Below are 22,599 nucleotides of genomic sequence, written 5' to 3' on the forward strand. Positions count from 1 at the left end.
ACAGGGTGCCATGAACATAACTCATCGCCCAGTGTTGCTGGCCGAGGCGGTGACAGCGCTGGTTGGCGGTCCGCTGATTCAAAATCAAAGTGCAGCAAACAAAATTTTGGTAATCGATGGAACCTTCGGGCGCGGCGGTCATACACAAGCCTTGCTCAAGGAGTTGAATCCTTCGGCGCGAATGATTTCTTTCGACAAAGATTTGGATGCGATTGCAGTGGCGCAAAAAATCAACGATCCACGTTTAAAAATTGTGCACGACAGTTTTGCGCAGATGGACCAGTACGCGGAAGCGGAATCGGTCGATGGAATTTTGTTGGATTTGGGGATCAGTTCACCCCAAGTGGACGAAGCGCATCGGGGATTTTCTTTTCGCCGAGAAGGCCCGCTCGATATGCGCATGAATACCGACCATGGTTTAACTGCAGCAGAGTGGTTGGAGCAGGCCCCACCGGAGGAAATCACTCACGTGATTAAGACTTACGGAGAAGAGCGCTTTGCATTTCAGATCGCAAAAGCCATTGTGGCTAAGCGAGAAGAAGGGCTTTCCCCCAAAACAACTACTCAGTTGGCAAGTCTAGTTGCGGGCGTAGTGCGTACGCGCGAGGCTGGTCAAGATCCCGCAACAAGAACCTTCCAGGCATTGCGTATTTTTATTAATCGCGAGTTAGAAGATTTGGAACTCGGTTTGAAGGCGGCTTTGAAATTATTAAAGCCCGGCGCAAGACTTGCAGTGATTAGTTTTCATTCGTTAGAAGACCGCATCGTGAAGCAGTTTATGCAAGCGCATGCAAAAGTCGAAGTGCCCCGTGGGTTACCGGTACGCGAAAAAGACTTGCCACAAAGCGCCCTAGAAATTATTGGTCGAGTTAAGCCAAGCGATGCTGAGGTATCTGAGAATCCTCGTGCCCGCTCTGCAATCATGCGTGTGGCTGAAAAGCGCATGGGAGTATCCGCATGAATCGCGCTACCTTGACTCTGCTCGCATTGCTATTGATTTGCGCCCTATCGCTGGTTGCGGCTCAGCAACGTGCGCGAAAATTATTCATTCTTCAGGAGCGCGCACAGATAGAAGAGCGTAAGTTAAACCAAGACTGGTTGCGCTTAGAGTATGAGCAGCGTAATCTTTCGAAGTCTGCACGTATTCGTGATGTTGCCCGTAACCAATTGCATATGGCGCCTATTTCTCCTGAGCGTACTTTGTACTTGAAGGAGGCTAAATGAGGCCGGTTGGATTCTCTACTACGCCAAATTTAGTATTGCGTCTGCCAATGTGGCGGTCGCGCTTGATGCTATTCCTTTTGTTTTTTGTGTTCATGATGCTGTTGTTACGTGCGTTTTGGATTCAGGGCCCAGGAAATGCATTCTATGAAGCCAAGGGCGTGCGTGGCACTCAGCGCGAATTAGAGCTACCCGCTAGTCGCGGAAAAATTTTGGATCGTAATGGTCAGGTGATTGCAACGAGCTTAGAAGCTAAGTCGGTGATTGCTTATAACGATACCGTTCCAGATGATTTAGCCGCAGACAAAGTGCAGAAATTGGCAAGTCTTTTGCAAATGAGCGAATCTGATCTGCGCAAAAAGTTGAAAGAAGAGCGCAAGCAGGTTTTCTTAAAGCGTCAAGTTGATCCAGTTGTAGCGCAGCAAATTAAACAGCTAGAGATCCCTGGCATTGGTTTAAATAATGAATATCGTCGCTTCTACCCAGAAGGTGAGGCGATGGCGCACGTGGTTGGCTTTACAAATGTGAATGATCTTGGCCAAGAAGGAATAGAGTATTCAAGAGAAGAGCAGCTAGCTGGTCACACTGGGCAACGTCGTGTGGTCGTTGATCGGCTGGGGCGTGTAGTTGAGGAAGTGGGCATTGATCGCTTGCCTCAAAACGGTAAGGATTTGCAGTTATCAGTTGACAGTAAGATTCAATATATTGCCTATAACGCAGTAAAGAGTGCGGTCGAGGAACATCACGCAAAAGCAGGCAGTGCTGTTGTGATTGATACTCAGTCTGGCGAAATCTTAGCTCTTGCAAATTACCCAAGCTACAACCCAAATGACCGCAGATATCTCACGGGAGAGCAACTGCGCAATCGGGCATTGACAGATATGTTTGAGCCTGGTTCTACGATTAAGCCATTTACAGTTTCAGCTGCTTTAGAGAAGGGTGCAATCACACCCACCACGAACATGGTAATTGGTGCGAGTTATTTAGTTGGCAAAAAGCCAATTACTGACACACATCCCAACGGCAATTTAACTATAGCGCAAGTGATTCAAAAATCCAGCAATATTGGCGCCGCCAAGATTGCAATGAATTACCTCACGCCTGAAGAGATGTGGGATATGTATAGCGCCGTTGGCTTTGGCCAGACTCCAAAAATTGGGTTTCGTGGCGCAGTGGCTGGCACTCTTCATCCTTATTCAAAATGGGTGGCAAGCGATCAAGCGCGCATTGCATTTGGATACGGCTTATCAGGTTCATTATTTCAAGTGGCTCGCGCTTATACGATCTTTGCCCGTGATGGGGAGTTGGTGCCCATCACGATTGAGCGCAGCCCCGAATTTAAGCCTGGAACCAGAGTGATCTCAGCCAAAACTGCAACTGAAATGCGTCAAATGTTGGAGACGGTCACTCAGCCTGGTGGAACGGCTGTCAAAGCTCAGGCGGATGGATATCGCGTAGGTGGTAAAACGGGCACTGCACACAAGATTGTAGGAAAAGGTTATGGAAATAAATACTTAGCGTATTTTGCTGGTATCGCGCCTATTAGTGAGCCACGTATCTCGGTGGCGGTTATGATCGATGAGCCTACTGGGGGGAGCTACTACGGAGGTGATGTTGCAGCACCCGTATTCTCGACAATTGTTGGGGAGACGCTGCGTTCATTAAACGTCTTGCCAGACAACAAAGTTAAGCAAATGGTGTTGGAAGATAAAGCCCCAGAAGAAATTCGGCCAGCAGCTGCACACGCTCAACATGTGGTTTTGAAGCGATGAGGGTGGATTTGAAAATAGACACCAATCATTTGATTGACCACTTACATACTTTAGCGAACTTCTCCGCAAAAGTATGTGCGGATAGTCGCCAGATTCAGTCTGGCGATATCTTTTTTGCCTACCCTGTAGGTCATGGCAATGCTTTGCGTGATGGTCGTCAATTTATTGAGGCGGCATTAGAGAGTGGTGCAGCCGCTGTAGTCTTCGATCCAGCGGGTACGGGTAAGCAATATTTAGATCATCCACAATGTTTTGCTGTTGAACATCTTGCTACAAAAGCGGGTGAGCTATGTGCGCAATGGTATGGCCATCCGAGTAAAGCATTAAAAATCATTGGTGTCACTGGTACTAATGGCAAAACTAGCATCACGCAATGGTTAGCCCAGGCTTTAGATACTAACAGTCATCACACTGCAGTTTTGGGCACCTTGGGCACTGGGTTCCCTGGTGCATTGGTGCAAACTGGTTATACCACTCCAGACGCACCTAAATTACAAACGCAGTTAGCAGAGTTGCGCAGCGCTGGAGCTAAACAAGTCGCGATGGAAGTATCTTCGCATGCTTTGCATCAAGAGAGAATCGCTGGAACAGATATTCACTGTGCAGTCTTTACGAATCTGACGCAGGATCATTTGGATTACCACGGCAGCATGGCTGATTACGCCGAGGCAAAGGCTAAGTTATTTCAGCAAACCGGCCTTGAGCACGCAGTGATTAACTTGGATGATGCTTTTGGTCGTGAGCTTGCCATGAACTTGTTGGCAAAAGAGGGCTTGAAGGTCTGGGCATATGCATTGTCTCAATCCGCGTTCCAAGGATTTGAAAAATTTGGTGATCGTTTATTCCGTATCTATGCAAAAGATATCCTACTGAGTGGAGCGGGTTACAACGCAAGCTTCATTTTTAATGGAGTGGGAAGTGCTCAATTGCATATTCCTTTGCTAGGTGAGTTTAATTTAAGTAATGCGCTTGCGGTGTGGACGGTATTACTTTCACAGGGTATGAGCTTGGAAGTAGCCGCTCAAAAAGTGAGCCAATTAAATCCAGTGATTGGCCGTATGGAATTAATTCCTTTGGGTAAATCTCAAAAGAAAGAGGGCTTGTTAGCAGTTGTGGATTACGCGCATACCCCAGATGCTTTGGAGAAAACCTTACAAGCATTACGTCCTATTGCTGAGCAGCGCGGTGGAAAAATTTGGTGTGTCTTTGGTTGTGGCGGTGATCGTGATGCTGGTAAGCGTTCGCTAATGGGTGCTGTTGCAGAGCGCAATGCCGACCATATTCTAATTACAAGCGACAACCCTCGTTCTGAAAATCCACAAGCCATTATGGAGATGGTGCGCGGTGGTATTAGCAAGGATGCACAGAACGTTCAAGTTATAGCCGATCGTGCATCTGCCATCATGGCAGCAATTCGTCATGCGGATGCTTGCGATATTGTCTTGGTTGCTGGCAAGGGTCATGAAACTACTCAAGAAACTAATGGTAAGAAATTTGATTTTTCTGATCAAGAGCATATTCGCTTAGCCGCTGGAGGTGGAGCCTGATGTCTATTATGACCACCCTTGCACAAGTACAGGCAATGTTGCCTGGAAGTAAATTACTGAATACTTCTGCACAAGCTGCCCAGGAAATCTCTGTTTCTCGAGTGGGTACTGACAGTCGCCAGATCGATCGCAATGAATTATTTGTCGCTTTATTTGGTGAGCGCTTTGATGCACATGACTTTTTATCCGATGTGACTAAGGCAGGCGCCAGTGCTGCCTTAGTTAGTTCGCAAGATAAATGCCCGCCGGACTTACCTGCTATTTGCGTTTCAAACACGCGTATTGGTTTAGGAAATTTAGCAAAAGCATGGCGGGCTAATCACCCCATTCCTTTGGCATTGGTTACTGGCAGCAATGGTAAGACTACCGTTAAAGAGATGATTGCTTCAATTTTTAAAGCCGCAGTGGGCGAACAAAATACTTTGGTTACCAAGGGAAATCTGAATAACGATATTGGTTTGCCACTGACACTGTTGAAATTGCGCACAACGGATCGTCTTGCTGTGGTTGAGCTTGGTATGAATCATCCTGGTGAAACAGCGCAGTTAGCTGCGATTGCGCAAGCAAATATCGCATTAATTAATAATGCCCAGCGCGAGCATCAAGAGTTCATGGCCACAGTAGCGGCGGTAGCAGAAGAGCATTCAGATGCTATTCGTGCTTTACCAACTGATGGTATTGCTGTATTCCCAGCAGACTCAGAATTTTCAAATGTTTGGCGCCAGGCTGCTGCTGGTCGAAAAGTCATTGATTTTGTTTTGTTGTCTGCTCAGTCTAAGGTTTCGGCTGCTGTGACCGGAAGTTTGCTAAGCAATGGGCATGTACAGATTAAAACTGAACAAGGGGCTACCGAAGTTCAATTAAATACATTGGGTAGTCACAATGTTCGCAATGCCTTGGCTGCGAGTGCGGTTGGTATCGCAGCAGGTATAAGTCTTGAAAAGATTAAGCAGGGTCTTGAATCATTCTCACCAGTAAATGGGCGTATGCAGGCAAAAGTGATTGATTCAAATCACACCTTAATTGACGATAGCTATAACGCTAACCCGGATTCCGTAAGAGCTGCCATCGATGCTTTAAAGCAATCGGGTAATTTATCTTGGTTGATTTTGGGTGATATGGGTGAGGTTGGCAATCAGGGCCCCGAGTTTCATCGTGAAGTTGGTGCCTATGCTGCTGAACAAGGAATCTCAAAACTATTTGCTTTGGGGGAGCAATGCCAATTTGCTCTTCAGGGATTTAACGAGGTTGTTGGTAATAGTGCGACTGTATCTAGTGCAACTCATTTTGCTGATATGGATAGTCTCATTATGCAATTAAGAGATGCTTTGCATGCCCAGTCTAGCGGCAGCAATCAGCACTTAAATATTTTGGTTAAAGGTTCACGGTTTATGCGCATGGAGCGTGTAGTGCAGGCCTTGTTAGAGGAGGCTAAAACATGCTCTTAATGTTGGCGCAATGGTTGCAAGATGATTTCGGATTCTTCCGGGTATTTAACTACATCACTTTTAGAGCGGTGATGGCAACGGTTACTGCATTATTGATTGGTTTAGCTGCGGGACCTTGGGTGATTCGTAAATTAAGCGCCCTGAAAATGGGTCAAGCAGTCCGCACTGATGGGCCACAAACCCATTTAGTGAAATCAGGCACCCCAACTATGGGTGGTGTTTTGATTTTGATCGGTATCTTTATCTCATGCATGTTGTGGGCCGATCTCAGCAATCGATTTATTTGGATTGTGATGATTGTGACTTTTGGTTTTGGTTTAGTTGGCTGGGTAGATGACTATCGCAAAGTAGTCTACAAAGATCCTAAAGGAATGGCTTCAAGAGAGAAGTTCTTCTGGCAAACACTAATTGGTTTATTTGCCGCTATCTATCTTGCATTCTCCGTTTCTGAAGTAAATAACCTAAAAGTATTGCAATTATTTTATGAATGGTTAAGAAGTGGATTTGCTTTAGATCTGCCTGCAAAAACCAACTTGCTGTTGCCCTTTATGAAAGAAGTGAGCTATCCATTGGGTGTGATGGGCTTCATTATTTTGAGTTACTTAGTAATCGTAGGCAGTAGTAATGCAGTGAACTTAACCGATGGTCTAGATGGCCTTGTCATCATGCCAGTGATCTTGGTAGGGGCTGCTTTGGGTGCTTTTGCTTATGTGATGGGTAATGCGATTTATGCAAAGTATCTCCTCTTCCCTTACATACCAGGCGCTGGTGAACTCATGATTTTCTGTGGAGCTATGGGCGGTGCTGGCTTAGCCTTCCTTTGGTTTAACACACACCCAGCACAAGTATTTATGGGTGATGTGGGCGCGCTCGCTTTGGGCGGAGCCCTTGGCACTATCGCTGTGATTGTTCGTCAAGAAATCGTGTTGTTTGTGATGGGCGGCATCTTTGTTGCTGAGACTGTTTCGGTAATGATGCAAGTATTTTGGTTCAAGCTCACTAAAAAGCATTTTGGAGAGGGTCGTCGCATTTTCCGGATGGCGCCATTGCATCACCATTTTGAATTGGGTGGTTGGAAGGAGACGCAAGTGGTTGTGCGTTTCTGGATTATTACCATCCTCCTAGTCTTAATTGGCTTATCTAGCTTGAAGTTACGGTGAACCAAAAGTAAATATGTTGATTTTAGAAAATACCTTTGCAAATGCAGCCTTCATGAGTGATGAAGGTTACCAAGCTCCGAACCGATTCCTTATCTTGGGATTGGGTGAGTCTGGAGTAGCTATGGCGAAGTGGTGCCTGCGAAATGGTGCCGAAGTCCGCTTAGCTGATACGCGTGAGCAATCCTCTTTTACTGTGCGTCAAAATGCTTGGCTGGAAGAGCTTCGGATTGCTGGCCTCAAAGATGTTTGTTTTGGTCCCCTGGATGAAAGCTTACTTAAGAATATTGACGTGATTGGTATTAGCCCGGGACTTTCTCCGGTGCAAGACCCAACCTATGCTTTCTTGGTTAAAGCCGAACAGGCTGAAATCGATGTGTGGAGTGAGATTGAATTTTTTGCTCGCGCAATTTCTGCTTTAAGTCGTTTGGCACAAGCGCAAGAGATGAGTTATGCAGCTGCAGTATTGGCTGTCACTGGCACCAACGGTAAAACAACTACCACCGCATTAACCGGACAACTCTGTGAGCGTGCTGGCAAGAAGGTTGCTGTTGCAGGAAATATTAGCCCTGCTGCCTTAGAAAAGTTGATGAGTTGCTTGGATATTGCCGATCAAATCGTGGATATGCCAGATGTTTGGGTCTTAGAGTTATCCAGCTTTCAGTTGGTTTACACCCATACCTTGAATGCTACAGCAGCAACGGTATTGAATATTACTCAAGACCATTTAGATTGGCATGGCGATATGCAAGCCTATGCACAAGCAAAGTCACGGATATTTGGTGTTGATACAGTTTGTATTCTGAATCGCGATGATTCTCTTGTAATGGGGCTGCTGTCTGAAGAGCAAAAAGCAGAGAGAGCCATTGTGACCTTTGGCTCAAATCGCCCAGATGAGCAAGGCGCTTTTGGAATTGAGCATGACTTACGTGCGGGCGGAATAGATTGGCTGGTATGGGCTGAAGTAGATGAGGATGTTGAGCCCAAGCCTAAGCGTCGTCGTAAATCTGCAGTAGTTGAAGAAGAGGAGCCGTTGCGCCTCAAGCGCCTTATTCCAGCTGACGCCTTAAGAATACGTGGCCGACATAATGCATTAAATGCGCTTGCAGCCCTGGCCTTAGCACGTGCTGCTAATTTACCTATGAATGCGCTGTTACATGGCTTGCGTGATTACCATGGTGAGCCACATCGTGTGCAAAGTATTGCGATTGTTAAAGATGTTGAATATGTAGATGACAGCAAGGGCACTAATGTAGGTGCGACTGTCGCCGCATTGAATGGCTTGGGTAGCAACGAGTCTGGCAAGCGAATTTGGTTGATTGCTGGTGGCGATGGCAAAGGCCAGGATTTCAGTCCGCTACGTGAACCCGCGTTACGTTTTGTGAAGGGCGCATTCCTAATCGGTAAAGATGGCGCTGCAATTGGCGAAGCTCTTGGCTCAGAAATTCAAAGTACAAATTGTGGCGATTTAATTTCTGCAGTTCAGGCTGCTGCCTCAAAAGCTGTATCAGGAGACTTGGTATTACTCTCACCAGCCTGTGCAAGCTTAGATCAGTTCCATGATTATGTTGAGCGTGCTCAAGTATTTGCTGCAGAGGTTGAAGAGCTAGGCATGCGCTTTGAAGGAGTCCAGGTATGAGCTTAAAAGAAAAATTCTTTCCTGAAAATCGACTTGGCCTAAATCGCTTCTGGAATTTTTCAAGGGGTGGAATCGATAACTTCCGCACTGGATTGCGAGATGCTGTTTCAGGTGTAGAGCAAACCCGTTCGCGCATGATGGAATATGACCAGTTACTTGTGTGGGCGGTCTTATCCTTGACCTTGATTGGCTTAGTCATGGTGTACTCGGCTTCCATTACTTTGGCCGATGGACCGAAGTATGCAAATTACAGTAGTAACTTCTTTCTCATTCGTCACGTGATTTCTTTGGTGATTGCGATTGGTGTCGGTATCTGGGCTTTTAAGATACCTACTAAAGTATGGGATCGTTATTCACCAGTCATTTTTGGGTTTACCGTTTTATTACTGATCGCCGTTCTAATTCCTGGTGTAGGCAAGGGTGTGAATGGTGCGAAGCGTTGGATTCCTCTGGGCTTGATGAATTTTCAGCCATCTGAGTTGATGAAATTTGCTGCTGTGATATTTGCAGCAAGTTATACCGTTCAACGCCAGGAGTATCTCCATTCCTTTGTGAAGGGCATGCTACCGATGGGTATTGCAGTTGCTCTGGTAGGTGGTCTGTTGATGGCTGAGCCAGATATGGGTGCATTCGTAGTAGTTGCCTTGATTGCATTTGGCATCCTCTTTTTGGGCGGTATTAATGCCAAGTTATTTGGCGGTTTGATTCTGGTTGGGTTGATGAGTGGTGCAACGATGATTGCGCTTTCCCCATTCCGTCGGGGACGCATGTTGGCCTTTATGGATCCATGGCAAGTAGATAACGCTGCCAATAAAGGCTATCAGTTAACCCATTCATTAATGGCATTTGGTCGTGGCGAATGGTTTGGTACAGGACTTGGCGGTAGCGTAGAAAAACTGCACTACTTACCAGAAGCGCATACCGATTTCATCATGGCTGTGATTGGCGAAGAGTTAGGATTTGTTGGTGTGGTGGTGGTGATCTTCTTGTTTTATTGGATCGTGCGTCGCGCCTTCTTAATTGGCCGCACTGCTTTGCAGTTGGATCGTAGCTTTGCAGGACTTGCAGCTAAGGGCGTTGCCATTTGGATTGGTTGGCAGGCTTTCATCAATATGGGTGTGAACCTTGGGTTGTTACCAACCAAAGGCCTTACTTTGCCATTGGTAAGTTATGGCGGCTCTGGAATTTTGATGAACGCAGTTGCCGTTGCAATGTTGCTGCGTATTGATTTTGAAAATCGCATCCTCATGCGTGGAGGGAAGCTTTGACTAAACCCTCAATCTTGGTGATGGCTGGCGGTACTGGTGGACATATCTTTCCAGGCCTCGCTGTCGCCGAATATTTGCGGATTTGCGGTTGGAAGGTCTCTTGGTTGGGTAATCAAGCTGGCATGGAGTATCGCCTCGTGAAGTCTTGTGATTTTCCATTTGAGGCAGTTCAGTTTAGTGGCCTGCGTGGCAAGGGATTAAAAGCAAAGTTGATGTTACCCATTAACCTCATACGCGCTTGCTATCAAAGCTGGAAAATTATGCGTCGCTTAAAACCGAATGTTGTTTTGGGTATGGGCGGTTACATTACTTTCCCTGGTGGTTTGGTATCTAAATTATTGAAGCGCCCATTGGTTCTGCATGAATCTAATTCGGTAGCTGGAAGTGCCAATCGTGCGCTGAGCAAAATTGCTATGCGGACCTTAACTGGGTTTCCAGATACGATGGCGCACGCAGAGTGGGTGGGCAATCCTATTCGCGAAGAGTTTGATCATATGTTGGCACCTGCGGATCGATATGAAGAGCGCCAAGGGCCTTTATCTATCTTGGTCGTAGGTGGTAGCTTGGGTGCTGCTGCTCTTAATGAAAGTATTCCGACTGCGCTGGCATTAATTCCAGTAGAGTCACGTCCCAAAGTAATTCATCAGGCGGGCGACAAGCATTTAGCAGATGTACAGAAGCGATATGCCGACTTAGGTGTAGCAGCAGATATTCGTTCCTTCATTGATGACATGCCAGCTGCATATTCACAGGCCGATTTGGTGATTTGCCGTTCAGGCGCCATGACAGTTTCTGAAATAGCCGCTTGTGGCATTGCCTCTTGCCTTATTCCATTCCCATTTGCAATTGACAACCACCAAACTGCGAATGCACAGTTTTTGGCAAATGCGAATGCAGCGATTTTGTTGCCGCAGCCATTACTAAACCCGCAAGATTTAGCAATGATGATTCAGAACTTTAATCGCACAGAATTAAAAGAGATGGCATTACGTGCGCATGCTTTAGCAAAACCACACGCTACCCAGCGTGTAGCTGAGGTATGCGCAAATTGTGCGGGAGTAGGAATATGAAGCATATCGTTCAGCAAATTCACTTCGTCGGTATCGGTGGTGCTGGCATGAGCGGCATCGCTGAAGTACTGTTGAACTTGGGTTACCAAGTTTCAGGGTCAGACTTAGCGGATGGCGCAGTCACTAAACGCCTTAGAGATTTGGGCGCAGTCATTCATATTGGGCATGACCCTAAAAATATTGGTACGGCAGAGGCGGTAGTGATTTCTACTGCTGTTGCAGGCAATAATCCAGAGGTTTTGGCTGCACGCGCGGCGAAGGTACCAGTGATTCAGCGCGCAGTCATGTTGGGTGAGTTGATGCGCCTGAAACAGGGCATTGCAATTGCTGGCACACACGGCAAAACAACTACTACCAGCTTGGTTGCATCCGTTTTAGCTGAAGGTGGTCTAGATCCCACATTTGTGATTGGCGGCAAACTCAATTCCGCAGGCGCCAATGCGCGCTTAGGTCAGGGAGATTTTATTGTGGTCGAGGCAGATGAATCAGATGCCTCTTTCTTGCAATTATTTCCGGCCATGGAAGTGGTAACCAATATTGATGCTGATCATATGGATACCTATCAGCACGATATGGCTCGATTGAAGCAGGCATTTGTTCAGTTCATTCAGCGTATGCCTTTTTATGGTGTGGCAGTGCTTTGTATTGATGATGCTAATGTGCGCGACATCATTCCATTCGTATCTCAGCCCGTACTTCGCTACGGTTTGTCGGAGGATGCAGATATTCGCGCAAGCAATGTTCGCGCTGATGGTACTCAAATGCACTTCAGGGTTGATCGCCGCACTGTGCGCAGGCATGGCAATAAGCCGGGCCCATTAAATATCACCTTGAATTTACCGGGCTTACATAACGTTCGCAACGCTTTAGCTGCTATTGGCATAGCAACAGAGTTGGGTGTGGGTGATGAAGCAATTATGAAAGCACTGTTTGACTTTAGTGGTGTTGGTCGTCGCTTCCAGCGTTATGGAGAGATTCCCTTGGTAGGTGGTGGTAGCTTTACCTTGATCGATGATTATGGCCATCACCCAGTAGAAATGGCTGCAACCTTAGCTGCAGCAAGAGGTGCCTTCCCAGATCGTCGCTTGGTATTGGCATTCCAGCCGCACCGCTTCACTAGAACGCGTGATTGCTTTGGCGAGTTTGTTCAAGTTCTCAAAAATTTTGATGCTTTAGTGCTGACCGATGTGTATCCAGCGGGCGAAGCAAAAATTCCGGGGGCTGACAGCAAGAGTTTGATGAAGGCCGCTATCACTGAAGACAAAAATTCTAAAGCCTTATTAGATTCGAGCGCAGTTGCTTATGCTGCAAATGTTGCGGAGATGTCAGAAAAGTTAAGTCAAGTTCTAAAAGATGGAGATGTCTTAATTACGATGGGTGCGGGATCAATTTCTGCTTTGCCACATACGTTGTCGGAGGCGAAGCATGTCTAAGGTAGGTGCTAATTTGATTTCCTGGGGTGATCGCGTTAAGTCCAGCTTGGCTGGCCTAGATCTTAAGTCTTTAGGCCGTGTTGGTGTTTTGCTGGGCGGTAAATCAGGCGAACGGGAGATTTCTCTTATGTCAGGCAATGGCGTATTAGAAGCTTTGCGCGTAAAAGGGGTTGATGCCCATGCTTTTGATACGGGTTTGCGTTGCCCTACCGAAATAGCAAAAGAAAACTTCGATCGTGTATTCATTTCCTTGCATGGCCGCTTTGGTGAAGACGGAACCATCCAAGGATTGCTGGAGTTGTTAGGGTTACCTTATACAGGTAGTGGTGTTTTGGCCTCTGCTCTAGCAATCGACAAAATTGTCACCAAGCAAGTCTGGATTAGTAATGGACTTGCCACTCCTGAGTATGAAGAGCTTACAGCTGATAGCGACTGGAATGCAGTTGTGAAACATCTGGGCTTGCCTTTGATTGTGAAGCCTGCGCATGAGGGATCCTCTTTAGGCTTAACAAAAGTGAAGTCAGTAGACGAGTTGCCAGCTGCATACAAGCTTGCTGCTGGGTTGGATAAAAAAGTGATTGCAGAGACTTGCATTATTGGCGATGAGTTAACTTGTCCGCTAGTTGGTCAAGGCAAGACGGCTGAAGCTTTACCAGTGATCAAAATTATTCCACCGCAAGCAAATTACGATTTTCATAATAAATATTTCTCTAATGAAACTCAGTACTTATGCCCTACTGGGCTTGCACCTGAGGTGAATGCCGCTGTTCAGGAGTTGGCCTTAGCGGCATATAAAGCCTTGGGTTGTCGTACATGGGGTCGCGCTGATGTGATGTTAGATCAAAAGACCGGCAAACCTTACTTGTTGGAAATGAATACTTCTCCTGGTATGACTTCCCACTCTTTGGTGCCAATGGCCGCCAAAGCTGCTGGTATTGAGTATGCCGATCTAGTGCTTTGGTTGCTTAGTCAAACGTTGCAGCAAAAAGAAGGTGCAGCTGCATGAGTAACTTCATGGACCGCTTCGGTGAAATTTTCTCTATGTTGATGTCTCCGCTTTGGAATCATGCGGAGCGCATGGAGAAGCTGAGTCGTTTCCTGCTGCGTTGCTTTGTGGTGATGCTCGTCATTGGTATTTTGGTTTGGTTAAGTCAGCGACCAGTGTTCGCTTTGAAGCAGATCCAGATTGAACCAGTTGCTGGCCAAACCTTGAAACACATTAACAAGCCTATTGTTAAGCAACAAGTTTTAGAAACAGTACAGGGTAATTTCTTCAGCGTTCGCTTAGAAGATGTGAAGCGAGGCTTTGAAAGTATGCCTTGGGTGCGACATGCCAATGTCCGTCGTGTATGGCCAAATGGTCTGGTGGTGAGTATTGAAGAGCAGAAGCCTTTTGGTACCTGGGGAGGCGCTGAGAGTCACGCGCTAATGAATACCCATGGCGAGCTCTTTACTGGACGCGTTTCTGAGGTGGGTGAGGATGTACGTTTAGTCGACTTCTCTGGCCCTGAAGATGCAGGTAAAGAGGTAATGAGTCTTTATGAAAAAGCCAACAATTGGTTTAAGCCATGGGGCGCAGAAGTCACTAGCCTTGCTCTGACTGAACGTTACGCATGGCATGTCAAGCTCTCAAACGGAATGAAAGTAGAGTTTGGCCGCGATGAGGAAAGCTCGGATAAAAATTTAACGGAAGAACGTGTGGCGCGTTTATTTAAATATTGGCCGCAAGTACAAGAGAAGTGGGCGAATCGAGTAGATGCAGTCGATCTGCGATATGCAAATGGTTTTGCAGTTCATCTTGCATCTGTAAGTTTGAAAAAGAATGAAGTAGATGGCAAAAAAAGTGAGCTGAAGCAATGAGGAATGGTAATGAGTAAAGACAATCGCGATATTTTGGTTGGTTTAGATATTGGAACTTCCAAGGTTGTTGCCTTGGTTGCTGAGTTAGCTCCTGATGGTCAATTCAACGTAGTGGGTGTTGGCCAAACTGCATCCAAAGGATTAAAGAAGGGTGTTGTAGTCAATATTGAAGCTACCGTTCAGTCCATTCAGAAGGCACTTGAAGAGGCTGAAGTGATGGCTGATCGCCAGATTGTGCAAGTCTTTACAGGAATTGCTGGTAATCACATTGTGAGTTTTAACTCGAGCGGTATGGTTGCAATACGCGATAAAGAAGTTGGCTCTGGAGATGTCGAGCGCGTACTGGAAACGGCAAAAGCAATCAATATTCCAACAGATCAACAGATTCTGCATATTCTGGTTCAGGAATTCATTATTGATGGTCAAGAAGATGTCCGCGAACCAATTGGCATGAGCGGTCTTCGCTTAGAGGTGAAGGTCCACATTGTTACTGGCGCTGTAAGTGCTGCTCAAAATATTGTGAAGTGTGTACGCCGTTGTGGCCTCGAAGTTAACGACCTGATCTTGCAGCCTTTAGCTTCAAGCTTGGCGGTATTGACCGAAGATGAGAAAGAGCTTGGTGTGGTGTTAGTTGATATTGGCGGTGGTACAACCGATATTGCAATTTATTGTCAGGGTTCGATTCGTCACACAGCAGTGATTCCAATTGCTGGTGATCAAATTACGAATGACATTGCGATGGCATTGCGCACACCAACGATTGATGCCGAAGATTTGAAAATTGCGCATGGTATCGCTCGTCAAGAGATGGCTGATCCAACCGCGATGATTGATGTTCCTGGTGTTGGTGACCGTGAGCCACGCCCGATGTCTAAACAAGCTTTGGCAGCAGTAATTGAGCCGCGCGTTGAAGAGTTATTCACGCTGGTAAGAGGCCTAGTTCGTGACTCCGGATACGAAGATATGGTTTCTTCTGGAATTGTTTTAACAGGCGGCACAGCATTAATGCCAGGCATGGTGGAGTTGGCCGAACAAGTCTTTTTGAGGCCTGCTCGTATCGGAACCCCTGAATACCGTGGCCATCTTCATGAAGTTTTACGTAGTCCCAGATATGCCACCAGCATTGGTTTGCTGATGGAAGGCCAAGCGCAGCTATTGCGCGGTCGTCGTGTTTCTCAATCAGGCGCGTTGCAAGGTGTTATCTCGCGCATGAAGGAATGGTTTGCAGGAAATTTTTAAGTTTTTTTCGTCGTCGTCAATGTAGTACGTATTTACCTAGGAGGGTATATGGAATTTGAAATGTTAGATCAAGAAACAGCTGGCAAGACCATTATTAAAGTGGTTGGAGTCGGTGGCGCTGGTGGCAATGCTGTCCAGCATATGATCCGTCGCGGTGTTAATGGCGTAGAGTTCATTTGCATGAACACCGATGCTGGCGCATTACAGCGTTCTGAAGCATCTGTGAATTTGCAACTGGGTTCTAGCGGATTAGGTGCTGGTGCCAAACCAGAAATCGGCGCAGCTTCTGCTGAAGAAGCGCGTGCTCGCATTGCCGATACATTGCAAGGCGCACACATGGTGTTCATCACTGCTGGTATGGGTGGCGGCACAGGAACTGGAGCGGCTCCAATCGTGGCTCAAGTAGCTAAAGAAATGGGCATTTTGACTGTTGGCGTCATTAGTAAGCCATTTGACTTTGAGGGTGTAAAGCGCTTGAAGGTTGCGGAGAATGGTGCTGCAGAGCTCGAGTCATATGTAGATTCATTAATTGTTGTGCTCAACGAAAAGCTCTTTGAAGTAATGGGTGAAGACGCTGAGTTTGACAAAGCATTTGCTTGCGCTGATGACGTGTTGCATAACGCAGTTTCTGGTATTGCAGAAATCATCAATGTTCAAGGTTTGATCAACGTTGACTTTGAAGACGTTAAAACAGTAATGGGTGAGCAAGGTAAAGCCATGATGGGAACGGCAACTGTTTCTGGTATGGACCGTGCACGCTTAGCTGCTGAAGCTGCGGTGGCATCACCATTACTCGAAGGTGTTGATCTATCAGGTGCACGTGGCGTGTTGGTAAACATTACTGCTAGCCGTTCATTGAAATTGTCTGAGACTCGCGAAGTCATGGCGGCGATTCGTGGTTATGCCGCTGATGACGCAACCGTAATCTTTGGTACTGTTTATGACGAGAGCCTAGGCGATGCCTTACGTGTAACTGTAGTTGCTACTGGTTTGAATAATCCTCAAGCACGTAAAAACAACCAACCTGAAGTAGTTTGGAGACAAGCTACTGGTACTCATGATGCAATGCCAACGATGGCAGACCTCAATAGCTTTGCCCCTGCTAGCGCATCAGCAGCAATGAGCAAAGTAAGTGTGGATTCTGCCTTAAGTACTAGTGCAGGTTTGGCTCTCACTGGAACAGGTAGTGCTCCAGCAATGGCAGCTCAACCGGCGAGTACTGGCGTTGACTATAGCCAATATGACTTGCCACGGGTTTTTCGTAGCTCTCGTGAAGCGACTCCTGCGCCTACATTAGGTGCGGATAGTTCTCCTCAGGCTAAATCCATGTTGGACAAAGGGGCTGATTACTATGAAATTCCAGCCTTTTTGCGTAAACAAGCAGATTAATTAACTGCTTAATACAATAGGTAATTGCGAAATGCCAGCGCGGCGCCCCTCCGGACGACGAATCCCGCGCTTGCGTTGGCATGCTTACTAACAATTATTTATTGGAGATGTCATGATTGCTGTTGGACAAAAATTACCGAACGCTACTCTTTATGAATTTATGAATGAAGAGACAGAAGGCTGCTCCTTAGGGCCAAATGCTTTTGAAGTTGAAAAGCTGGCAGCTGGAAAAAAGATTGTGTTGTTTGCATTGCCTGGCGCGTTTACACCCACTTGCTCTGCAAAGCATGTGCCTGGTTATGTTGAGCACTATGATGCGATTAAAGCTAAAGGTGTTGACGAAATTTGGTGTGTTTCTGTAAATGACCCATTTGTGATGGGCGCATGGGGACGCGATCAAAAAGTTGGCAAAAAGATTCGCATGTTAGGTGATGGCAGTGCTGAGTTCACTAAAAAGCTTGGTTTAGAGTTGGACTTAACTGCTCGAGGTTTTGGTGTTCGCTCAGATCGTTATGCCATGATTATTGAAGATGGTGTGGTGAAGTCATTAGACCGCGAAGCTCCAGGTAAGTTTGAAGTAAGTGATGCCGCTTCCATTTTGAAAAAGCTGTAATTCAAACCCTTATATAACAAATACCCCCTGAATTTAAATACCCAAATATGATGAAGCAACGCACCATCGCCACTCCGGTTAAGACCGTGGGGATTGGCTTGCACTCTGGTCGCAAGGTGACGATTTCTATCAAACCTGCGCCAGTAAATTCAGGGGTTCAGTTTGTTCGGGTGGATACATCTGAACAGTCAGTTGTGCCGGCAACCGCTTTAGCTGTATGTGACACAAGATTGGCTTCTGTTATTCAGAAGGATGGTGTGCGTGTTTCTACAGTGGAACATCTGCTTTCAGCCTGTGCTGGTCTTGGTCTTGATAATTTATTGATAGAGCTTGACGGTGAGGAAGTGCCTATCATGGATGGTAGCGCCGCTTCATTCTTATTCCTAATTGAATCTGCTGGCATTGCAGAGCAAGATGCGCCACGTCAATTTGTAGTGATTAAAAAACCAGTAGAGGTTCGCGAGGGCGATAAGCTTGCGCGCTTAGAGCCATTCTTTGGGTTTAAGTTAGATTTCACGATTGACTTCAAGCACCCTGCGGTGGATAAAACAGGTCAACGTTTTGTGGTTGATTTTGCAGAACAAGCCTACCGCAGTGAAATTGGTCGGGCGCGTACTTTTGGATTTGCGCATGAAGTTGAAGCATTGCGCGAAATGGGATTGGCGCGTGGCGGTAGCTTGGATAACGCGATTGTTTTAGATGAGCACCGCATTTTGAATAACGAAGAACTTCGTTATGAAGACGAATTTGTGCGTCACAAAATATTAGATGCGATTGGCGATCTGTATCTCATCGGACACCCTATTGTGGGAGCTTATGTTGCAGAGAAATCTGGGCATGCTCTCAATAACGCACTTTTGCGGAAGCTTTTAGAAGACCCTAGCTCTTATGAAATCAGCTCCTTTGCTGAAAATAAGGCTCCAGGTGCCTACTCTCAAGAAAGTCAGCCCCTCTTTTTCTAAGGGCGCTGAAGTAGTTTTGAGCTACTTTGGTTTATTTTTCAGCAGTTTCTCAATGGAGGAGCGTAAACCAGAGTCTGGCCCTAACTTCTCCAATAACGATTCCCAGGATTTTTTGGCAACCTCATTTAATCCTCTTGGCTTTTCACGCTGATCTTGGCGAGGTTTAACTTCCCAGCTGGGTGGAGCGGGTTTAACTCGTACTTTGATTGCCTTACAAGGTAGCCCAGATTTACCTAACTCATTGATTAAACTGGGTAATATTTGCTGTAAGCGGCTGGCAATGCTGGCGCTACTGACCAGTAAAAATAGCTCATCTTGCGAGCCAGAACGCCAACCAGCTTCAATTTTTGGGCTCAGATGGTCTAAATCAAGCTTCGTTAGGGCTGAGTTAATGGTTGTCTTGAGTTTGGCTAGATCTTCGGTTTTAGCCAAAATTCCCCCAAGACCATCAGATTCACGTAGGTAATCCATCCAGTCGTGAGCTGTGGGCTTGCGGGATGATTTAGGGCTAAAGTTCATAAAAAATGGGGTTGCGGGTGATAAACTCAAGGACTTAATTTTCTTCAATATCCCATGGTAATCGGTCTTCTTAAAACCCTGGTCGGCAGTCGTAACGACCGCCTCTTAAAACAGTATCGCAAAGTCGTTGCTAAGGTCGCCACTTTTGAGGCGAGCCTGCAATCTTTGGATGATTCTGCACTTGCTGCAAAAACTGCAGAATTCAAGTCACGCCTTGCCGCTGGAGAGTCCTTAGATGACATCGCTGCGGAAGCATTTGCGGTAGTTCGAGAGGCTAGCACGCGCGTTATGAAGATGCGCCACTTTGATGCGCAGATTTTGGGTGGCTTGGCTTTGCATCAAGGCAAGATTGCCGAGATGGGTACAGGCGAAGGAAAAACCCTAACAGCTACTCTTCCAGTCTATTTGAATGCTTTGGCTGGTAAAGGTGTTCATGTTGTTACGGTGAATGATTATTTAGCACAGCGTGATGCCGAATGGATGTCGAAGTTGTATAACTTCCTGGGCATGAAGGTGGGTGTGAACCTATCTCAAATGGACCACACTACTAAGCAAGAGGCTTATGCCGCTGATATTACTTACGGCACCAATAACGAATTTGGCTTCGATTACTTACGCGACAACATGGTTCAGGATTTGGATCAGCGCGTGCAACGTGGTTTAGCTTATGCGATCGTTGATGAAGTCGACTCCATTCTGATTGATGAGGCTCGTACTCCATTAATCATTTCTGGTCAGGCTGAAGATCACACTGATCTCTATATCAAAATTAATGCTCTGCCATCATATTTAGAACGTCAAATTGGCGAAGAGAAGGCAGATGGTACGGGTGTTGAGAAGCCAGGTGACTACTGGGTAGATGAGAAGTCTCAGCAGGTTTATTTGACCGAACAAGGTCATGACAAGGCTGAGTCTATATTGGTTCAATTGGGCGCGCTCAATGATGGTGACTCTCTTTATGCGCCGCAAAATATTACTTTGATGCATCACGTTTATGCTGCTCTGCGCGCACACACGCTCTATCACCGCGATCAACAATACGTTGTTCAGGGTGGCGAAGTCATCATCGTAGATGAATTTACAGGTCGTTTGATGCAAGGTCGTCGTTGGTCTGATGGATTGCATCAGGCTGTAGAAGCTAAAGAGGGTGTGCAGATTCAGAATGAGAATCAAACTTTAGCGACGATTACTTTCCAAAATTATTTCCGCATGTATGGCAAGTTAGCCGGTATGACTGGTACTGCCGATACTGAGGCGTATGAATTTAAAGAAATCTACAACTTAGAAACAGTTGTGATTCCGCCAAATCGTATTAGCCAAAGAAAAGATAAGCAAGATCAGATCTATAAGTCATCTCGCGAACGCTATGACGCGGTGATTAAAGATATCGAAGATTGTTATGAACGTGGCCAGCCAGTATTAGTTGGTACCACTTCGATTGAAAACTCTGAGTTGATTGCGAATCTATTAGATCAGCGCAAATTACCGCACCAAGTTTTAAATGCAAAACAGCATGCTCGTGAAGCAGAAATTATTGCTCAAGCTGGTCGCCCAAAAATGATCACGATTGCTACTAATATGGCAGGCCGTGGTACTGATATCGTGCTTGGCGGCAACGTCGGCAAGCAGTCTTCTTTGATTGAGGCTGACGGCGCACTAGCTGATCCTGATAAAGCAGCCAAAATTAAGCAGTTGCAGGATGAGTGGCAAAGTATTCATGACCAAGTACTTGCTGCGGGTGGTTTACATATCATTGGCACCGAGCGACACGAGAGTCGTCGTATCGATAACCAGTTAAGAGGCCGTTCGGGCCGCCAGGGTGATCCTGGCTCCTCCCGCTTCTACCTTTCATTGGATGATCCGCTGCTACGCATATTTGCAGGCGATCGTTTACGTTCCGTCATGGAGCGTCTCAAGATGCCCGATGGTGAGCCGATTGAGGCGGGTATGGTGACGCGCTCTATTGAGTCTGCTCAACGCAAAGTTGAAGGCCGCAACTTCGATATTCGTAAGCAATTGCTGGAATATGACAACGTTGCCAATGATCAGCGTAAAGAAACTTACCGCCTCAGAAATGAAGTGCTTGAGAGTGCTGATATTGGCGAGTTAATTGCTAATTTGCGCGAAGATGTTTTGCGTTCCGTTTCCTCAGTTTATGTTCCTCTGGAGTCTATGGAAGAGCAGTGGGACCTAGTTGGACTGGAAAACGTTTTAGCCAGTGAGTGGGGTCTTGAACTTGACCTCAGAAATTGGGTTGAAGGTGCCGAGACTGTAGATGATGCAGAAATCGTTGATCGTGTATTGCAGGCCGCTAAGGAAGCTTATGATGCAAAGGTCGAACTCTCTGGGCGTGAATCTTTTGCAGGCTTTGAGCGCTCCGTGCTTCTGTATAGCTTGGATAGTCACTGGCGTGAGCACTTGGCTGCTTTGGATCATTTGCGGCAGGGTATTCATTTGCGCGGGTATGCGCAAAAAGATCCTAAGCAAGAATATCGTCGTGAAGCATTTGAGCTGTATGGTGAATTGCTCAATGTCATCAAAAATGACGTTGTGAAAAACATCATGACGGTTCAGATTAGGAGCTCAAGCGAGTTAGATCAGGCTTCGGAATCTATGAATGAGGACCTGGCAAAGCTTTCAGATGTTCAGTATCAACATGCTGACGCCGATAAGGAAGTAGCGGGCTCAACGGGTGATCGTGGCGCTGCAGTGGATATTCAGCCAGCCCCTCTTCGCGCAGGTCCAAAGGTAGGTCGCAACGATCCCTGCACTTGCGGTAGCGGAAAGAAGTATAAAAACTGCCACGGCGCCTTAGCTTAGATTTTTAATCTTCACGCGACACTACTTAAATGGCTCAGATTTATCTGGGCCATTTTTCTTAGTAGAATCCCTAATAATTTAATACCCCTAGAGACCCTGAGATCTGTCATGATTTGTAGGCGCAAAAATATTTGCTTTGTCTGCAAAATCTTAAATTTAAATAAGGGGGCGTTATGACCGTGTCTTTTACTCTCAATGGTGAAGCTGTTAATTTCGATGGGGATCCTGAAACGCCAATTCTCTGGGTCTTACGAGACCATTTAGATATCACGAGTCCAAAGTATGGCTGTGGCGCAGGACTTTGTGGTGCCTGTACAGTTCATCTAGAAGGTGCTGCTATCCGTTCTTGCTCCACCCCTATATCTGCTGCAGGCGGTAAGTCGGTTACCACTCTCGAGGGTTTAACGGCAAAAGTTGGGAAAGCACTTCAAGACGCTTGGATCGAGTTTGATGTGCCTCAGTGTGGATATTGTCAAACTGGGCAAATGATGTCTGCAGCCGATTTATTGGCAAAGAAAAAACAGCCTAGTAGTGATGATATTAAAAATGCCATGAGCGGCAATATTTGTCGCTGCGGTACCTATTCTCGTATCGAAAAAGCAGTCAAACGCGCTGCAGATAAATTGGCATAAAGGGTAAAGA

General features: G+C 46.4%; 19 protein-coding genes. 18 read left to right on the forward strand and 1 reads right to left on the reverse strand.

Annotation, left to right across the window (positions count from 1 at the left end; genetic code table 11):
* Positions 1-10: 10 nt before the first annotated feature.
* The 16 genes from rsmH to lpxC all read left to right on the forward strand — a co-directional run bounded on the left by rsmH (position 11) and on the right by lpxC (position 18,618).
* Positions 11-961, forward strand: coding sequence for a 16S rRNA (cytosine(1402)-N(4))-methyltransferase RsmH (gene rsmH, locus ICN34_RS06520; protein ID WP_072583400.1), 951 nt, complete (start codon positions 11-13; stop codon positions 959-961).
* On the forward strand, positions 958-1,224 hold the full coding sequence (ftsL, locus tag ICN34_RS06525) for a cell division protein FtsL (RefSeq protein ID WP_216121536.1): 267 nt from the start codon (positions 958-960) through the stop codon (positions 1,222-1,224). The genes rsmH and ftsL overlap by 4 nt, the downstream gene beginning before the upstream one ends.
* On the forward strand, positions 1,221-2,993 hold the full coding sequence (locus ICN34_RS06530; protein WP_072583398.1) for a penicillin-binding protein 2: 1,773 nt from the start codon (positions 1,221-1,223) through the stop codon (positions 2,991-2,993). The genes ftsL and ICN34_RS06530 overlap by 4 nt, the downstream gene beginning before the upstream one ends.
* Positions 2,990-4,540 carry a UDP-N-acetylmuramoyl-L-alanyl-D-glutamate--2,6-diaminopimelate ligase gene (locus tag ICN34_RS06535; RefSeq protein WP_216121539.1) on the forward strand — a complete coding sequence of 517 codons (1,551 nt, stop codon included), beginning with the start codon at positions 2,990-2,992 and terminating at the stop codon, positions 4,538-4,540. The genes ICN34_RS06530 and ICN34_RS06535 overlap by 4 nt, the downstream gene beginning before the upstream one ends.
* Entirely contained in the window at positions 4,540-5,988 is a 1,449-nt protein-coding gene (gene murF, locus ICN34_RS06540) for a UDP-N-acetylmuramoyl-tripeptide--D-alanyl-D-alanine ligase (RefSeq protein WP_216121541.1), read from the forward strand. The genes ICN34_RS06535 and murF overlap by 1 nt, the downstream gene beginning before the upstream one ends.
* Positions 5,979-7,148, forward strand: coding sequence for a phospho-N-acetylmuramoyl-pentapeptide-transferase (gene mraY, locus ICN34_RS06545; protein WP_072583395.1), 1,170 nt, complete (start codon positions 5,979-5,981; stop codon positions 7,146-7,148). The genes murF and mraY overlap by 10 nt, the downstream gene beginning before the upstream one ends.
* Positions 7,149-7,200: 52 nt before the next feature.
* Positions 7,201-8,784 carry a UDP-N-acetylmuramoyl-L-alanine--D-glutamate ligase gene (gene murD, locus ICN34_RS06550; protein WP_216121757.1) on the forward strand — a complete coding sequence of 528 codons (1,584 nt, stop codon included), beginning with the start codon at positions 7,201-7,203 and terminating at the stop codon, positions 8,782-8,784.
* The gene (gene ftsW, locus ICN34_RS06555) at positions 8,781-10,052 is read left to right on the forward strand and encodes a putative lipid II flippase FtsW (protein ID WP_072583394.1); all 1,272 of its coding nucleotides are present in this window, start codon (positions 8,781-8,783) and stop codon (positions 10,050-10,052) included. Before murD ends, ftsW begins: the two co-directional genes overlap by 4 nt.
* Positions 10,049-11,122 (forward strand): undecaprenyldiphospho-muramoylpentapeptide beta-N-acetylglucosaminyltransferase, encoded by a 1,074-nt coding sequence (gene murG / locus ICN34_RS06560; protein WP_216121543.1) that lies wholly within the window; start codon positions 10,049-10,051, stop codon positions 11,120-11,122. The genes ftsW and murG overlap by 4 nt, the downstream gene beginning before the upstream one ends.
* Positions 11,119-12,555, forward strand: coding sequence for a UDP-N-acetylmuramate--L-alanine ligase (gene murC / locus ICN34_RS06565; protein ID WP_072583392.1), 1,437 nt, complete (start codon positions 11,119-11,121; stop codon positions 12,553-12,555). The genes murG and murC overlap by 4 nt, the downstream gene beginning before the upstream one ends.
* Positions 12,548-13,561, forward strand: coding sequence for a D-alanine--D-alanine ligase (locus ICN34_RS06570; protein WP_255538595.1), 1,014 nt, complete (start codon positions 12,548-12,550; stop codon positions 13,559-13,561). The genes murC and ICN34_RS06570 overlap by 8 nt, the downstream gene beginning before the upstream one ends.
* The gene (locus tag ICN34_RS06575; RefSeq protein WP_216121545.1) at positions 13,558-14,415 is read left to right on the forward strand and encodes a cell division protein FtsQ/DivIB; all 858 of its coding nucleotides are present in this window, start codon (positions 13,558-13,560) and stop codon (positions 14,413-14,415) included. Before ICN34_RS06570 ends, ICN34_RS06575 begins: the two co-directional genes overlap by 4 nt.
* A gap of 9 nt (positions 14,416-14,424) precedes the next feature.
* Positions 14,425-15,654, forward strand: coding sequence for a cell division protein FtsA (ftsA, locus tag ICN34_RS06580; protein WP_072583389.1), 1,230 nt, complete (start codon positions 14,425-14,427; stop codon positions 15,652-15,654).
* A gap of 48 nt (positions 15,655-15,702) precedes the next feature.
* On the forward strand, positions 15,703-17,043 hold the full coding sequence (ftsZ, locus tag ICN34_RS06585; protein ID WP_072583388.1) for a cell division protein FtsZ: 1,341 nt from the start codon (positions 15,703-15,705) through the stop codon (positions 17,041-17,043).
* A 112-nt stretch (positions 17,044-17,155) separates the two neighbouring features.
* Positions 17,156-17,656, forward strand: coding sequence for a peroxiredoxin (locus ICN34_RS06590; protein ID WP_072583387.1), 501 nt, complete (start codon positions 17,156-17,158; stop codon positions 17,654-17,656).
* Between the two features lie 47 nt (positions 17,657-17,703).
* Complete coding sequence (gene lpxC / locus ICN34_RS06595; RefSeq protein WP_216121546.1) at positions 17,704-18,618, forward strand: UDP-3-O-acyl-N-acetylglucosamine deacetylase; 915 nt, start codon at positions 17,704-17,706, stop codon at positions 18,616-18,618.
* 21 nt (positions 18,619-18,639) lie between these two features.
* On the opposite strand, the gene ICN34_RS06600 is transcribed toward lpxC, so the two are convergent.
* Complete coding sequence (locus ICN34_RS06600) at positions 18,640-19,137, reverse strand: hypothetical protein (protein ID WP_072583447.1); 498 nt, start codon at positions 19,135-19,137, stop codon at positions 18,640-18,642.
* Positions 19,138-19,191: 54 nt separating this feature from the next.
* On the opposite strand from ICN34_RS06600, the gene secA reads away from it, so the two are divergent.
* Positions 19,192-21,957 carry a preprotein translocase subunit SecA gene (secA, locus tag ICN34_RS06605; protein WP_216121548.1) on the forward strand — a complete coding sequence of 922 codons (2,766 nt, stop codon included), beginning with the start codon at positions 19,192-19,194 and terminating at the stop codon, positions 21,955-21,957.
* 173 nt (positions 21,958-22,130) lie between these two features.
* The gene (locus ICN34_RS06610) at positions 22,131-22,589 is read left to right on the forward strand and encodes a (2Fe-2S)-binding protein (RefSeq protein ID WP_216121550.1); all 459 of its coding nucleotides are present in this window, start codon (positions 22,131-22,133) and stop codon (positions 22,587-22,589) included.
* The last annotated feature ends 10 nt before the right edge of the window (positions 22,590-22,599 follow it).

Origin of the sequence: Polynucleobacter sp. Tro8-14-1 (assembly GCF_018881655.1) — a bacterium.
Classification (GTDB): Bacteria; Pseudomonadota; Gammaproteobacteria; order Burkholderiales; family Burkholderiaceae; genus Polynucleobacter.